This is a genomic window from Paenibacillus salivarius, from assembly GCF_051307165.1.
Lineage (GTDB): Bacteria > Bacillota > Bacilli > Paenibacillales > Paenibacillaceae > Fontibacillus.
In genome coordinates this window covers 3,124,206-3,139,524 of the sequence record NZ_CP195592.1, presented here as the reverse complement: position 1 = coordinate 3,139,524, position 15,319 = coordinate 3,124,206, and the positions used below count along the sequence as shown (strand labels likewise).

At 52.4% G+C, this 15,319-nt stretch carries 11 protein-coding genes; 10 read left to right on the top strand and 1 reads right to left on the bottom strand.

Annotation, left to right across the window (positions count from 1 at the left end; all coding sequences use genetic code 11):
• Positions 1 to 7: 7 nt before the first annotated feature.
• Positions 8 to 589, bottom strand: a complete 582-nt coding sequence (locus ACSFXJ_RS14205; RefSeq protein WP_435921000.1) for a TetR/AcrR family transcriptional regulator — start codon at positions 587 to 589, stop codon at positions 8 to 10.
• Positions 590 to 772: 183 nt separating this feature from the next.
• On the opposite strand from ACSFXJ_RS14205, the gene ACSFXJ_RS14200 reads away from it, so the two are divergent.
• The 10 genes from ACSFXJ_RS14200 (at position 773) to ACSFXJ_RS14155 (ending at position 15,306) form a co-directional block, all read left to right on the top strand.
• Positions 773 to 2,968, top strand: a complete 2,196-nt coding sequence (locus ACSFXJ_RS14200) for a (Fe-S)-binding protein (protein ID WP_435920999.1) — start codon at positions 773 to 775, stop codon at positions 2,966 to 2,968.
• Positions 2,965 to 5,358 carry a 3-hydroxyacyl-CoA dehydrogenase NAD-binding domain-containing protein gene (locus ACSFXJ_RS14195; RefSeq protein ID WP_435920998.1) on the top strand — a complete coding sequence of 798 codons (2,394 nt, stop codon included), beginning with the start codon at positions 2,965 to 2,967 and terminating at the stop codon, positions 5,356 to 5,358. Before ACSFXJ_RS14200 ends, ACSFXJ_RS14195 begins: the two co-directional genes overlap by 4 nt.
• Positions 5,359 to 5,403: 45 nt before the next feature.
• Positions 5,404 to 6,600: an acetyl-CoA C-acetyltransferase gene (locus ACSFXJ_RS14190; RefSeq protein ID WP_435920997.1), complete on the top strand. Its 1,197-nt coding sequence runs from the start codon at positions 5,404 to 5,406 to the stop codon at positions 6,598 to 6,600.
• Between the two features lie 1,709 nt (positions 6,601 to 8,309).
• Positions 8,310 to 10,094: an acyl-CoA dehydrogenase family protein gene (locus ACSFXJ_RS14185; protein ID WP_435920996.1), complete on the top strand. Its 1,785-nt coding sequence runs from the start codon at positions 8,310 to 8,312 to the stop codon at positions 10,092 to 10,094.
• A 28-nt stretch (positions 10,095 to 10,122) separates the two neighbouring features.
• Positions 10,123 to 11,829, top strand: a complete 1,707-nt coding sequence (locus ACSFXJ_RS14180) for a long-chain-fatty-acid--CoA ligase (protein ID WP_435920995.1) — start codon at positions 10,123 to 10,125, stop codon at positions 11,827 to 11,829.
• 43 nt (positions 11,830 to 11,872) lie between these two features.
• On the top strand, positions 11,873 to 12,292 hold the full coding sequence (locus ACSFXJ_RS14175; protein ID WP_435920994.1) for a PaaI family thioesterase: 420 nt from the start codon (positions 11,873 to 11,875) through the stop codon (positions 12,290 to 12,292).
• A gap of 116 nt (positions 12,293 to 12,408) precedes the next feature.
• Positions 12,409 to 13,863, top strand: a complete 1,455-nt coding sequence (locus ACSFXJ_RS14170) for a spore germination protein (protein ID WP_435920993.1) — start codon at positions 12,409 to 12,411, stop codon at positions 13,861 to 13,863.
• A gap of 8 nt (positions 13,864 to 13,871) precedes the next feature.
• Positions 13,872 to 14,120 (top strand): hypothetical protein, encoded by a 249-nt coding sequence (locus tag ACSFXJ_RS14165; protein WP_435920992.1) that lies wholly within the window; start codon positions 13,872 to 13,874, stop codon positions 14,118 to 14,120.
• Positions 14,075 to 15,076 (top strand): Ger(x)C family spore germination protein, encoded by a 1,002-nt coding sequence (locus tag ACSFXJ_RS14160; RefSeq protein WP_435920991.1) that lies wholly within the window; start codon positions 14,075 to 14,077, stop codon positions 15,074 to 15,076. Before ACSFXJ_RS14165 ends, ACSFXJ_RS14160 begins: the two co-directional genes overlap by 46 nt.
• Positions 15,077 to 15,078: 2 nt before the next feature.
• Positions 15,079 to 15,306 carry a hypothetical protein gene (locus ACSFXJ_RS14155; RefSeq protein WP_435920990.1) on the top strand — a complete coding sequence of 76 codons (228 nt, stop codon included), beginning with the start codon at positions 15,079 to 15,081 and terminating at the stop codon, positions 15,304 to 15,306.
• The last annotated feature ends 13 nt before the right edge of the window (positions 15,307 to 15,319 follow it).

Below are 15,319 nucleotides of genomic sequence, written 5' to 3'. Positions count from 1 at the left end.
GTCAACCTTACTTTAAGCCCCGCAAGAAAAAGTCGACCGTTCCGCCGACCTGTCCGGACAAGGAGTACTTCCGGCCGGAGATGAGCCAGGAGGTTACGACTTCGTCCATGGCCCCGAAAATAAGCTGGCGGGTCAGCTTCGTATCCAGGTCGGCACGGAACGTTCCCTCCTCCATCCCTCGTATTAAAATATGCTCGATCAACTGAATATAGGGCTTCAGGGACAAACCGATCGCCTTGCGCAGTTCCAGCGAGCTTTGGCGCAGCTCGATTTGCGTCACGTAAGCCAAAGAAATATTTTGTTCCAGCTGGGTGTAGTGGATCTCGCATATTCTTCGGAGCGCCTCGGAGGCGGAATCCGTTTCCCGTATGCTGGCGTTAAACATGGCAACGAGCTTGCCCAGCCGGTCTTCGAACAAAGAGATGAGGATATCTTCTTTTTTCTTGAAATATAAATAAATCGTACCGTCCGCGACCCCAGCCTCCTTGGCGATTTTGGACACTTGGGACCCATGGAAGCCGTTCTCCGCAATCACTTTTTCCGCCGCATCCAAAATCATTTCAAATTTTTCCTGTTTCCTACTTGTCATGACGACACCTCAATGCTAAAATTTAAATCAAATGAATGAATGCTCATTCATTTTTTCTTAATCTTAGGGTAAACCCGGCGCTTTGTCAATACATGGCGCTCATTTAAACCTCCATATTGTAAACGCTTACCCAAGCTTGGCCCTGCCGGATTTCACAATTTCGATGAAAGGAAGGGTTCCCAAATGGCATGGCAAATCCTCAATCTGCTTCTTTTTTTGGCGGTCACGGGTTATGGAGTCTATCTGTTCTGGCTGGCGGTCTATCATCGTTATTGTTACGTGAAGCTGGGACAGAAGGTGAATTTTGCCGAGCGTCTTAAAGGGGGGATCGGGCCGGTTCTTTCCCAGGTGTTCGGTCAAAAGAAGCTGCTGAAGGACCGCAAAAGCGGCATCATGCACATCGTTATTTTCTACGGCTTCATCATCCTGCAATTCGGCGCGATCGATCTGATCGTCAAAGGATTGACCCGGGGCGGTCACCTGCCTTTTCCCGCGTACGAAGTGTTCGGGCTGCTGCAAGAGATCACGGTGCTGTTTATATTGCTGGCGATGGCCTATGCCGCTTATCGGCGGTACGGGGAAAAGCTGCCCCGGCTGAAAAAAGGCTGGAAGCCGAGCATCGTCATCTTCTTCATTTACGCTTTAATGCTTTCTGTTGTGTTCTCGCTGGGTTTCGAGCGTTTGTGGCTCGGACTTGAGCCCTCGGCGCTGGCGCCGGTTTCCTCGCTCATTGCGGCCGCTTTATCGGGAGTCCCCTCCCCGGGAGCGGAAATCTTGTTTTACGTTTTCTGGTGGCTGCACTTGCTCATTCTTCTTTCATTTCTCGTATACGTACCTCAATCGAAACACTTTCATCTCATTACGGCACCCCTCAATATCTTGATGCGCCGCCGCGAACCGGCCGGACGACTCCAATCGCTGGATCTGGAAGACGAAGAAGCGGAGAGCTTCGGCGCCGGCAAAATCGAGGATTTCACGCAAAAACAGATGCTCGACTTTTACGCTTGCGTGGAATGCGGGCGCTGCACCAATGTCTGTCCGGCCTCGAATACAGGGAAGACGCTCTCCCCGATGCATCTGATCACCAAGCTAAGGGATCATTTGCAGGAAAAAGGGGCGTCCGTCACCGGCAAATCGCCCTGGGCACCGGCATTCGCATTCGCTATGGACGGAACTTCGTCTCACGGCTTGACTGCGGGAGCGGCGGATGTGGAGGTCGATTGGATTTCTGCCGAAGGTCATGGCATCACCGACATCCATCCCACCTTGGATTGGCAGAAAAAAACCTGGAAGCCGCGGGAGCAAGGCGGTGATCCTCGAAGTTTAGAGCTCATCGGCGACGTCATGACCCAGGAGGAGATATGGTCCTGCACTACATGCCGCAACTGCGAGGATCAGTGCCCGGTCGGCAACGAGCATGTCGACAAAATCATCGATCTTCGCCGCCATTTGGTGCTGATGCAGGGCAGCGTACCCCAGGAAGGACAGCGCGCGCTTACCAATATCGAGCGGCAGGGGAACCCTTGGGGCATCAGCCGGAACGACCGGGCCGCATGGACCGGGGAGGTCGAGGGGGTTCGCGTGCCTACCGTCAAGGAGAACCCCGATTTTGAAGTGCTGTTTTTCGTAGGCTCCATGGGTTCTTATGATCTTCGCAGCCGCAAAGTTTCAAAGGCTTTCGTCAAGCTGCTGAATGCATCCGGCGTCAGCTTCGCGGTCCTCGGCAACGAGGAGAAGAACTCGGGAGATACGCCGCGCCGCATGGGTAACGAGCTGCTGTTCCAGCAGCTTTGCCAGGAGAACATCGCCCTGTTCCAGAAGTACGGCGTCAAGAAAATCGTCACCGCCTGCCCGCACACGTTCAATACATTCAAAAACGAGTATCCGGAATTTGGCCTGAAGGACGTTGAGGTGCTGCACCATTCCGAGCTGTTGGACCGGCTGATCCGGGAAGGCAGGATGAAACCCAAATATGAAGTGAAGGAGCGGATCACTTACCATGACTCATGTTATTTGGGACGTTACAACAATGTTTACGACCAGCCCCGTAATGTGCTGCGGGCGATCCCCGGCGTTGAACTCGTGGAAATGGAGCGATCCCGGGAAAACGCAATGTGCTGCGGTGCCGGGGGCGGGATGATGTGGATGGAGGAAAACGGCGGCAAACGCGTCAACCTAGCCCGTACCGAGCAAGCGCTTCAGGTGCGGCCGACCGTAATCAGCAGCGCCTGCCCTTATTGTCTGACCATGCTGGAGGACGGCGCGAAAATGAAGGATGTTTCGGAAGAAGTGAAAACCAGGGACATCGCCGAACTGCTTGCGCTCTCGGTGTTCGAAGAACAACAACCAAATCATGGATTGGAGGGTAAAGCAATATGAACAAACCGATACGTAAAGCCGCCGTAATCGGCTCCGGGATTATGGGTTCGGGGATCGCGGCCCTGTTGGCAGGCGCCGGAATTCCATGCCTGCTCCTCGATATCGTGCCGAAGCAATTGACGGAAGCGGAAGCCGCAAAAGGCTATACGCCGGAACATCCGGCTGTCCGAAACCGTTTGGCATCCGCGGCGATCGAGAGGCTGAAGCATACGAACCCGGCCCCGCTTTATGACAACGATTTTGCCGATCGCATCACGGCGGGAAATTTGGAGGATCATCTATCGGAAATTTCCGTAGTCGATTGGGTCATCGAAGTCGTCGTCGAAAATCTGGAGGTAAAGCGGGAACTGTTATCTAAAGTAGAACAGGTTTGGAAGCCCGGCATCATCGTCAGTACGAATACTTCGGGTATTTCCGTCAATGCGATGGCGGAGGGAAGATCGCCGGAATTCAGGAAACATTTTCTGGGCACGCACTTTTTTAATCCTCCCCGGTACATGCAGCTGTTGGAAATCATTCCTGGGGAAGCGACGGATCCCGGCTTGATTGCGGAACTTCGTTCGTTTTGCGAGCGGAAGCTCGGAAAAACCGTTGTTCTGGCAAAAGATACGCCGAATTTTATCGCGAACCGCATTGGAACTTACGGCCTGCTCGTGACAATGAGAGCCATGCTGGAAAAGGGCTATTCGGTCGAGGAGGTGGACGCCGTTACCGGGCCCGCGATGGGCCGTCCGAAAAGCGCGACCTTTCGGACGCTGGATCTGGTCGGGCTCGATACGTTCCTGCATGTGGCGGATAATGTATATCAAAATGTGGATGACGCGTCGGAAAAAAGCGTGTTCGCCTCACCTGAAGTTTTGAAGCGGATGGTGGCGCAGGGCCTGCTCGGGGAAAAATCCGGCGCCGGTTTTTACAAAAAGGTCAAAGGGCCGGAAGGAAGTCGGATCCTGGCTCTGGATCTGAATTCGATGGAGTACCGGCCGCAGGGGAAGCCCGTTTCGGGATCCCTCGAAGCCGCCAAATTGGCGAAAGGGGCGAAGGCGAAGACGGCGGCCCTGTTAAGCGGCGGCGATAAATATGCGGAACTGGCCTGGGATGTGCTCAAGCAAGTGCTGATCTACTCCGCCGAGAAGCTCGGCGAAATCGCGGACAGTGTTCGGGAAATCGACGAGGCGATGAAATGGGGCTTCAACTGGGAGCTCGGACCGTTCGAAACTTGGGATGCCATCGGACTGACACGATCGGTTGCCCGAATGGAAGCGGAAGGCTTATCAGTACCTTCCTGGGTCAAGGAATGGATTGCGGCAGGCAATGCTTCTTTTTACCGGAAGGAGGAAGGAAAGCTGTTCCATGTCCATGAAGGACGCTTCAAGCATGTCGAATTGCCGCCGGAAGCGATCTCGCTGCAAGGTTTGAAGGCGCAGAACAAAGTGATAAAGGGTAACAGCGGCGCGAGTTTGATCGACATCGGCGACGGCGTGGCGTGCTTGGAATTCCACTCACCGAATAACGCTATCGGCGCGGACATATTATCGATGATATCGCAAAGCGTCGATGAGGTCCGAAACAACTATGCCGGGCTTGTGATCGCGAACCAAGGCAAAAATTTCTGCGTCGGCGCCAATCTCATGCTCCTGCTGATGGAGGCGCAGGACGAGGAATGGGATGAGGTCGATGATATCATCCGTCTGTTCCAGAACACGATGATGAAGCTGAAGCGGTTCGAAAAGCCGGTCGTGGCCGCGCCTCACCGGATGACGCTGGGCGGCGGCGTGGAGGCTTGCTTGCCGGCGGACCAGGTGATCGCCGCGGCCGAAACTTACTATGGCCTCGTTGAAGTAGGCGTCGGCCTCATTCCGGCGGGAGGCGGCTGCAAGGAGCTCGCCTTACGGGCCAGCCGGGCGGTGTTGCCTGAGGCGGACCTTCAGCCCTATATCAACCGGATTTTCGAGACGGTCGGAACCGCCAAAGTGTCGACCAGCGGACATGATGCGATCAAGCTGGGATACATGCGGCAGAGCGACCGGGTTGTGCTGAATCCGGACCATCGCATTCACGAAGCGAAGCAGGCTGTGCTGAGCATGGTCGCGTCAGGCTATGAGCCGATTCCGGAAACGAAGCTCCGGGTGGTCGGCACGGAGGGTAAAGCCGTATTGCGCATGGCCGCACTCGGTATGCGGGAAGGCGGATTTATCAGCGACCACGATCTGCTGATCGCAAACAAGCTCGCCCATGTGCTCGCGGGGGGCGACGTCCCGCCGGGGGCGCTTGTGACCGAACAGCACATGCTGGACTTGGAGCGCGAAGCGTTCCTCAGCCTTTGCGGCGAGCCGAAAACGCGGCAGCGCATGCAGCATATGCTCACCACGGGAAAGCCGCTGCGGAATTAGGATGCTGCAAAAATAATGACTACCTTACAACGGGAGGGTGAAGGTATGAAGGAAGCGGTTATTGTCTCTGTTGCGCGAACCGCAGTAGGCAAGGCCAAACGGGGAAGTCTCGCGCAGACCCGTGCGGAGGATATGGGCAAGACGGTGCTGGAAGCGGTTGTCGAACGGGCGCCGGGAGTGAAAAAAGAAGATGTGGAGGATATCATCATCGGCTGTGCCATGCCGGAGGGGGAACAGGGGTTAAATTTTGCACGCATCATGTCTCTGTACGCCGGTTTTCCCGTGACGGTTCCGGCGATTACGATCAACCGGTTCTGTTCTTCCGGTTTGCAGTCGATTGCATTTGCGGCCGAACGGATTATGCTCGGACACGCGGACGTGATCATTGCAGGCGGCGTCGAAAGCATGAGCCATGTGCCGATGACCGGCTTTAAGGTGTCGCCGAATCCGAAGATCGTGGAGGAAATGCCGGAAGTCTACATGGCTATGGGCCATACGGCGGAGCGGGTCGCGGAAAAGTTCGGAATTACCCGCGAGGATCAGGACGAATTTGCGCTCCGCTCGCACAGGAAGGCGGCAAATGCCATTGCGGAAGGCAAATTCAAGGACGAGATCGTACCCGTCCGGGCCGAACTTTCACATATCGGAGAGGATGGAAAGCTCCAGCGAAAGACGCTGACCTTCGATACGGATGAAGGCGTTCGGGAGGACACCTCCTTGGAGGCGCTGGCGAAGCTCAAGCCCGGTTTCAAAGCCCGGGGCACCGTGACGGCGGGGAACACGTCCCAGATGAGCGACGGTGCCGCCGCGGTCTTGCTGATGAGTCGGGAACGGGCCGAACGGTTGGGGCTTCAGCCGCTTGCGACGTTTCGGTCCTTCGCCGTGGCGGGCGTCGAACCCGAGTTGATGGGGGTCGGCCCGGTGAAGGCGATTCCGAAGGCGCTCGATATGGCGGGAATCGCTTTGGACGACGTATCGCTTTTCGAAATTAATGAGGCGTTTGCCTCGCAGTGCCTGCACATTATCCGCGAGCTCGGGATTGACGAGGACAAAGTGAATGTCAACGGCGGCGCAATCGCGCTAGGTCATCCACTCGGATGTACCGGCACCAAGCTGACCGCCACGCTCATCCATGAGCTTCGCCGCCGCGGGGGTGGTTACGGCGTCGTATCCATGTGCATCGGCGGGGGAATGGGCGCTGCCGGCGTGTTTGAGGTGCATGCGCAGCGAGCAAGTTCATAAATGAGTCACGGTTTTGCCGATTGGACGAATGGCGATAATGGGTGGGCGTGATCGTGCATGTGTTATTGGAAGATAACACTCTTGTAAACGATGGCAGTTTCCCAATAACTCGCAATAGGAATTCGCAGCACTCACGTCTATAAATATCGCAATTTGATCTTTATCGATTAAAAAGTAACTACTATAAAGGTTGTATGACCGCTATGGATGCAAATTGGAAGCACGCCGGAAGTACTTCAGGAGCACATCTTATGCATATTGGAGCGTCGGAAGCACATCAGAAGCAAGTCACCGAGTCTAACGATTATAAACGACGTTAATTGGTCAATTTGAATCAAAAAATTACTCTAACGGTTGCAGTAAGCGCTATTTGGGCTAAAAGGGTCGGTTTGCCGTAAAAAGGGGCAATTAAGGCCTGTGGCAACCGTTAAAATCTGCAATGTGCGTAAAGTGGGAATTTAGCGGCTATGGCAACCGTTAGCTCTTTATGAGGGCAGAACGAAAGCTAAAGCACATCAGGAACACAACAGGAAACAGGAGCACAAAAGGAGCACAACAGGAGCACAACAGGAGCACATCGGACGCAGTACGAAAGCACATTAGGAGCACATCATCTGCATATTGGAAGCACTTCGGAAGTACATCAGGAGCAAGTCACCGAGTCTAACGATTATAAACGACGTTATTTTGTCAATTTGGATCAAAAAATAACTCTAAAGGTTGCAGTAAGCGCTATTTGGGCTAAAAGGGCCGGTTCACCGTAATAAATGACAGTTAAGGCCTGTGGCAACCGTTAAAATCTGCAATGGGCGTAAAATGGGAAATTAGCGGCTATGGCAACCGTTAGCTCTTTACGAGGGCAGAACGAAAGCTAAAACACATCAGGAACACGACAGGAAACAGGATCACATCCGGACGCAGTACGAAAGCACATTAGGAGCACATCATCTGCATATTGGAAGCACTTCGGAAGTACATCAGGAGCAAGTCACCGAGTCTAACGATTAAAATCGACGCTAATTGGTCAATTTGAATCAAAAAATTACTCTAATGGTTGCAAAAAGCGCTATTTGGGTTAAAAGGGCCGGTTCACCGTAAAAAGGGGCAGTTAAAGCCTGTGGCAACCGTTAAAATCTGAAAAGTGCGTAAAATGGGAATTTAGTGGCTATGGCAACCGTTAGCGCATTGCAAGAGCAGAACGAAAGCTAAAGCACCTCAGGAACACATCCGGACGCACGACGAAAGCACATTAGGAGCACATCTTCTGCATATTGGAAGCACATTGGAAGCACATCGGAAGCAAATCATCTGCACATCGGAAACACATCGGAAGTACATCAGAAGCAAGTCACCGCGTCTAACGATTATAAACGACGCTAATTGGTCAATTTGAATCAAAAAATTACTCTAACGGTTGCAGTAAGCGCTATTTGGGCTAAAAGGGCCAGTTCACCGTAAAAAGGGGCAGTTAAGGCATGTGGCAACCGTTAAAATCTGCAATGTGCGTAAAATGGGAGATTAGCGGCTGTGGCAACCGTTAGCGCATTGCAAGAGCAAAACGAAAGCTGATGCACATCAGGAGCACATCGGATGCACATCGAAAGCACATCAGTAACTGCACCGCGACTACATCACGCCATCCAAAGAGTAACGTTTTTTTCTTCATATGAGTAATAACGATGCCAATTTCATAAAAGGAGAGGATCGAATTGAGTCAGGATACGAAGGGCAAGGTGCTTGGCGGAAGCTTCGTCATTGAGGATTTCGATTACCGGGACATCGTGACGCCGGAGGATTTCACCGAGGAGCAGCGGATGATCGCCGAAACGACGGCGCAGTTTGTGGAAGGGGAGGTCGCTCCCCATGACGAGCAGATCGAGAAACTGGATTACGAGCTGACGGTAGAGCTCCTTCGCAAATCCGGGGAACTCGGTCTTCTCGGAGCCGATGTTCCCGAGGCCTACGGCGGGATGGGGCTGGATAAAGTGAGTACGACGCTGATCAACGAAAAGCTGACGAAAGCCTCCTCATTCGCGTTATCCTTCGGTGCCCATGTCGGCATCGGCACGCTCCCGATCGTTTATTTCGGCACGGAAGCGCAAAAGCGGAAGTATTTGCCCCTGCTCGCCACCGGGGAAAAAATCGCCGCTTATTGTCTGACCGAACCTTCTTCCGGCTCGGATGCGCTGGGCGCCAAAACGACGGCGAAGCTTTCGGATGACGGTTCGCACTACGTTTTGAACGGAACGAAACAGTTTATTACGAATGCGGGCTTTGCCGACATATTTATCGTTTATGCGAAGGTCGACGGCCAACATTTCAGCACATTTATCGTGGAAAGGGATATGGAAGGGGTCGGCGTTGGACCGGAAGAGAAGAAAATGGGCATCAAAGGCTCCTCGACACGCCCGCTGATTTTGGAGGATGTAAAGGTTCCGGCTGAAAATTTGTTGTGGGAGGTCGGGAAAGGCCATTTGATCGCTTTTAACATCCTCAACATCGGGCGGTTCAAACTGGCCGCCGGCTGCGTAGGTGCCGCAAAGGATGCCATCGAGCTCAGCAGTGCCTATGCGAATGAGCGGACCCAATTCGGCCGCAAAATTTCGTCTTTTCCGCTGATCGGCCAAAAGCTGGCGGACATGAATATCCGTACCTTTGCGATGGAGAGCATGGTTTACCGTACCGCCGGATTGTTCGATGCGGTCCTGGCCGATGTGGACCATGGCAGCCCTGATGTCGGTTACAAATCGGCGAAAGCGATCGCCGAATACCAGCTGGAATGCTCCATCAACAAGGTGTTCGGTTCGGAAGCGCTGGACTTTGTCGCCGATGAAGGCGTTCAAATCCATGGCGGATACGGCTTTATCCAGGAGTATCGGATCGAGCGGATTTATCGGGATTCGCGAATCAACCGGATATTTGAAGGGACGAATGAAATCAACCGCCTGCTGATCCCGGGAACGCTGGTGAAACGGGCCATGAAGGGCGAACTGCCGTTGCTGCAAAAGGCGAAGAAGCTGCAGGCGGAGCTTATGGAGCCGATGCCGGCCCGGGAGTTTGAAGGCACTCTGGATCAGGAGGCCCATCTGCTCACGATGGCGAAGAAAATGTTCCTGATGACCGGAGCACAGGCCGTACAAAAATATCAAATGAACCTCGAGCAGGAACAGGAGATATTGAGCCGTCTGTCCGATATCATGATTTCGATCTTTGCGATGGAAAGCTCGCTTCTTCGTACCCGCAAGATGATCGATCGTTCCGGAGAAGGCAAATCGTCCCTTGCCATCGCCATGACGACGATATTTGTTCACGAACAGTTTGGCGCAGTTGAAACGTGGGCCAAGGAAGTATTGGCCGCGATGGAATCCGGGGACACACTGCGCACTCAACTGTCGGTGCTGAAAAAAATGGCGAAACGTTCTCCCGTGAATACACTGGAATTGAAACGCCGGATCGCGGCAAAAGTGATCGAGGCGGAGAAGTATGTAGTGTAATAAAGCAGATCGGATGGGAGGTAAGGCGATGTTATCAGGCAAGCCTTGGTTAAAACATTATCCCGTCGAAGTGCCATCATCCTATGATTATCCGAAGCAAAACTTAGCCGAGTTTTTGATTCAAACCGCAGCGAAATATCCCTCCGGCGTCGCACTTGATTTTATGGGCAAAAGGACGACCTACGGCGAGCTGCTTCAGCAAAGCTACCGTTTTGCGCATACCTTGCGGAGCCTGGGAATCCGCAAGGGCGACCGGGTAGCGGTCATGCTTCCCAACTGTCCGCAAACGGTCGTTGCCTACTACGGTACATTGCTGATCGGCGGCATCGTGGTTATGACGAACCCGCTATATATGCCGAGGGAACTCGAACATCAATTGACGGACTCCGGAGCCCGAGTCATTGTGACATTGGATGCTCTCGTTTCAAGAGTCAAAAGCGCAATGTCTGCGAATCCCGTGGAATATATGATCGTGACATCGATTAAAGACGCGCTGCCGTTCCCGAAAAACGTGCTTTATCCGATCAAAGCCAAGAATGACGGCATGGCGGCAAAAGTCACATACGACGATAAAGTGCTTCCATATGGCGAACTTTTGAAGAATTCAAAAGAGGAACCGATCAACGTTCCGCTCGACGCCGATGAAGATCTCGCGCTGCTTCAATACACCGGAGGGACGACAGGGCTGGCGAAAGGGGTCATGCTGACCCATTCCAACATGGTTGCGAATACGCTGCAGACCATGCTCTGGTTCTACCGTTCCGAGCCGGGAAAAGAGCGTTACATGGCAGCGCTTCCTTTTTTTCACGTGTTCGGATTGACCGTACTGTTAAATCAAGCTGTCGCACTGGGAGGCACGTTGATCCTCGTTCCTCGTTTTGAAATCAATCAGGTGCTCCAGACGATCCATCGAAAAAAGCCGACGGTTTTTCCCGGGGCGCCGACGATGTATGTCGGCATTATCAATCACCCGGCGAATCGCGGGTATGATTTGTCGTCCATCAATGTCTGCATCAGCGGGGCGGCTTCCCTGCCCCTTGAAGTGCAGACCCGGTTTGAGTCGTTGACCGGAGGCAAGCTGATCGAAGGCTACGGGTTGACCGAAGCCTCTCCGGTGACGCATGCGAATAACATCTGGGAAAAACGCAAAACGGGCTCGATCGGGATCCCGTTTCCGGATACCGAGGCCCGAATCGTCCAGCCGGAGACGATGGAGGAAGTACCGATCGGCGAAATCGGCGAGCTGGCGGTCAAAGGCCCTCAGGTGATGAAAGGGTATTGGAACCAGCCGGAGGAAACCTACAAGTGCCTCAAAGACGGGTGGTTGCTTACCGGGGATTTGGGGAGAATGGACGAGGACGGATACTTCTATATTTTGGACCGGAGAAAAGATCTGATCATTGCGGGAGGCTACAATATTTATCCCCGTGAAGTGGAGGAAGTGCTCTTCGAGCATCCCGATGTGGAAGAAGCTATAGTGGCTGGTGTTTACGACCCGTACCGCGGAGAGACGGTAAAGGCTTATATCGTGCCCAGAACCGGTTCCAAGCCGGACGCGGAGGAACTGAAACGCTGGTGCAAGGAAAAGCTTGCCGCTTATAAAGTTCCGAAGGTCTACGAATTCAGGGACAGCCTGCCGAAAACATTAGCCGGCAAAGTACTCCGCCGGAAGCTGATCGAAGAAGAAAAGGAACGAAACCGATCCGGCGATGGAAAACCCGACATGAAGCTGTAGCAAGGCCTTGAAAGGCTTTATCCGGGACTGGGAGGACTGTGAAATGGAAGCGGATTCAATAAAAGCTCATCCGAAATGGGAAACATGGAACCGAGCTGCGGCGGGCACATTTTGGGAAGTGCTCGGCTGCGAAATCGAATATGCGGACGATCGCAAGGTTGTCGTAACCTTGGAGCCAAAGCCCCACCACATGAACCTGATCGGCATTTTGCACGGCGGTGTTCATGCGGCTATGATGGATTCGGCGATGGGGATGCTGGCGATGATCGCGAAACCCGATGCGAGCGTAGTAACAACGAATCTCAACATTAATTATGTGGCAAAAGCGGATCAAAGCCCGATTCGCGTGGTGGCGGAACTGGTCCATGCTTCAAGGAAAACGATAACGGCGCAGGCTTCGGTTACCATGGGAAACGGAGAATTGTGCGCCTTTGGTAGCGGAACGTTTCGAGTTACCGGTTAATACGTTCAAAACCCGACCGTTTGAGTCACGGCGGGTTTTTTTATGTATGAATTGTTTTGGTAAAATTCGCATTCTTTCTTATTTTCATGGAAATAGTAAGCTCGGAGGGATGACATATGAACCACACGTATTCGCCTTCAAGCTTTTCCGGTAAATTGGATCAAACCATCGGTACGATTCGCTCATTCATGGGACATAGCTCGGATGTTGTCGTACGTCAAATCGTCATATGCCGAAACATCCATGCCGCTCTAATCTACTTGGACGGCATGACCGATGTGCAGACGATTCAGGGGCATATAATATCTCCATTATTAAAATGCGACGAAAGGGAAAACGTATCTCTCTCTTTTCTTGCGGAGCAGGTCATCCAGGCAAGCGAAGTCGGTTTTGCCGATTCCTTGGATGACGCTCTTGATCAGATTCTTGCGGGTAACCTGGTGATTTTAATGGAAGGGGAAGCGGCCGGTTTGGTGGTATCCACCGCGAAATGGGAAGACCGCGCCGTAGATGAATCGAAAACGGAACCGGTCATTCGAGGGCCGCAAAATGCTTTCACGGAAAAATTACGGACGAACACGACGCTGGTTCGGAGGAGAGTCAAGGACCCCAACGTACGCTTGGCCGAATATCAGATCGGCAAGATGTCAAAAACCGCCGTCGCTGTCATGTACCTTGAGGGTGCTGCAAATGAACTGCTCGTTGCCAAGCTGATCGGAGAATTAAAAAATATCAACGAGGACCAAATCTTTGAGGGGGAGCAATTGGAGGAGATTTTGCTAAAAGATAAGCAGCCTTCCATCTTCCCGAGATTTTACAATACCGACAGGCCGGACACCATCGCCGCCGGTATTATGGAGGGGAGAATCGCTTTTTTTATAGACGGGACGCCGTTTGTATTGCTTGTGCCGACTATGTTTACGGATTTTGTCCATTCGGCGGAGGATTATTATCAGCCCTACCTTTACAGCAGTATGATCAGGGTTATTCGTTATATTGCGTTATTTATTTGTATGCTTGCTCCTGCCGTGTATATAGCCCTGACGACTTTCCATCAGGATATGATCCCGACGCAGCTGCTTCTTAGCCTTGCAAGCCAGCGGGAAGGAATCCCGTTTCCGGCTTTTCTTGAAGCGATACTCATGGAAGTTACCTTTGAGGTTCTTCGTGAAGCGGGGATTCGGATGCCGCGAACCATCGGGCAGGCGGTTTCCATTGTAGGCACGATCGTCGTCGGACAAGCCGCCGTTGAAGCGGGCATCGTATCGGCCGCTATGGTTATCGTCGTAGCTATAACGGGGATTTCCAGCTTTGTAATTCCTTCTTACAGTATGGCGATTCCGATTCGAATCATTCGATTCGTCTTCATGGCTGTGGCCGCTGCTTTCGGCGCTTACGGGATCACCATCGGGTTTATTCTCTTGGTCGTTCACCTTTGTCATTTGCGTTCTTTCGGCAAACCGTATTTCACTCCGTTCGCTCCTTATAACAAGCGGTTGTTCAAAGATTCCTTATTCCGCTTTCCTTATCGGAGTTCGAAAATGAATAATTCCGGACAGGGAGCAAAGTGAGGACTATCATGCATAAAAAAGCAGGTTTGATTTTGTGCGTACTGTTCATGGTTTTTCAAACCGGATGCTGGAATCGCAATGAACTCAACGAGTTGTCGATCGTTCTTGCCCTCGGTGTGGATAAGGTCGGCGAAGAGTACGAGATTAGCGCTCAATATATCGACCCTAACTCTGCGGCCCGAAATCAGTCCCATCGTCCCCCATCATCGTCATGTCCGAAACCGAGCCATCCGTATTTGAGGCGCTTAGAAAAATAACGACGAAGGCATCCCGGAGATTGTACGTGTCCCATCTGCGGTTTATCGTCTTCGATGAACAAACCGCCAGGGAGGGGATCAGCAACATGCTCGATTTCCTGTTTCGGGACCACGAGGTCAGACCGGATTTTTACGTGGCCGTGGCGAAAAACTGCCGAGCCAAGGATGTGATCGGATTTGTCAGCCCGACGGAGAAGTTGTCGGGAATCGATATGTACCGTTCGCTGAAAACGTCCGAAAAAGTATGGTCTCCCACTTCGGCCGCCAATGTCAAAGATTTAATGATCGCCCTCTCTAAGAAGGGAATGGATCCGGCAATAACCGGATTGTCGCTGATCGGGAATATCGAAAGGGGAAAAACCGAAGACAATGTCAAATCGCCCATATCGCTTGCCGACTTCAAGTTCGAAGGCATAGGGGTATTCCGCAAGGACCGATTACTCGGCTGGCTGGATGAGGATGAGAGCAAAGCCTACAGCTATATTACGAACCATATTAAAAGTACGGCCGGAAGAGTTAAGTGCCCGGACGGGAAAAGCTGGTTTACGGCAGAACTCACCAAATCCAAAGTAAAAATAACGCCGATCATTTTAGAAGGTAAGCCCCATGTCAAAATGAAAGCCGATATCGAGGCCAACCTCGACGAAATGCAGTGTTCCGTCGATATCATGGATCCGCAACAATTTACTACCCTTGAAAATCTGGCCCACGCACAAGTGATGGCTATATTGAATGACGGGATGAGAAAGGTTCAGCAATACGGTGCCGATATTTTCGGATTCGGGGAAGCTTTCCACCGGAAATTTCCGAAGCAATGGCGATCATGGAAGGATAACTGGCATGAGAGGTTCAAGAACGATTTAACTTATGAGATCGAAATGGATTATCGGTTGATTCGCCACGGGAAAATCAACAATATATTCGACGACCATACCAACGGGAAGGAGCAGGAGTGAAGATGAATACGCTGATTCTCGTGATTGCCTTAGTGGTCTCAGGGCTCGAACTTGCCGGCCTTAAAAGATCCGGAAACCTGCATGATCTAGCCGTATGTGCCATTTTTCTAGGTGTTGGAATCGTTTTTTGGTGCCTGCACATCGCAGGCATAAAACTCCCCAGTCCGTTAGGTATCGTCTTTTTTATATCACGGCCGGTCGGGGAATGGGTATCGGTTATTTTGTCTTGAAAAGAGGTGACCT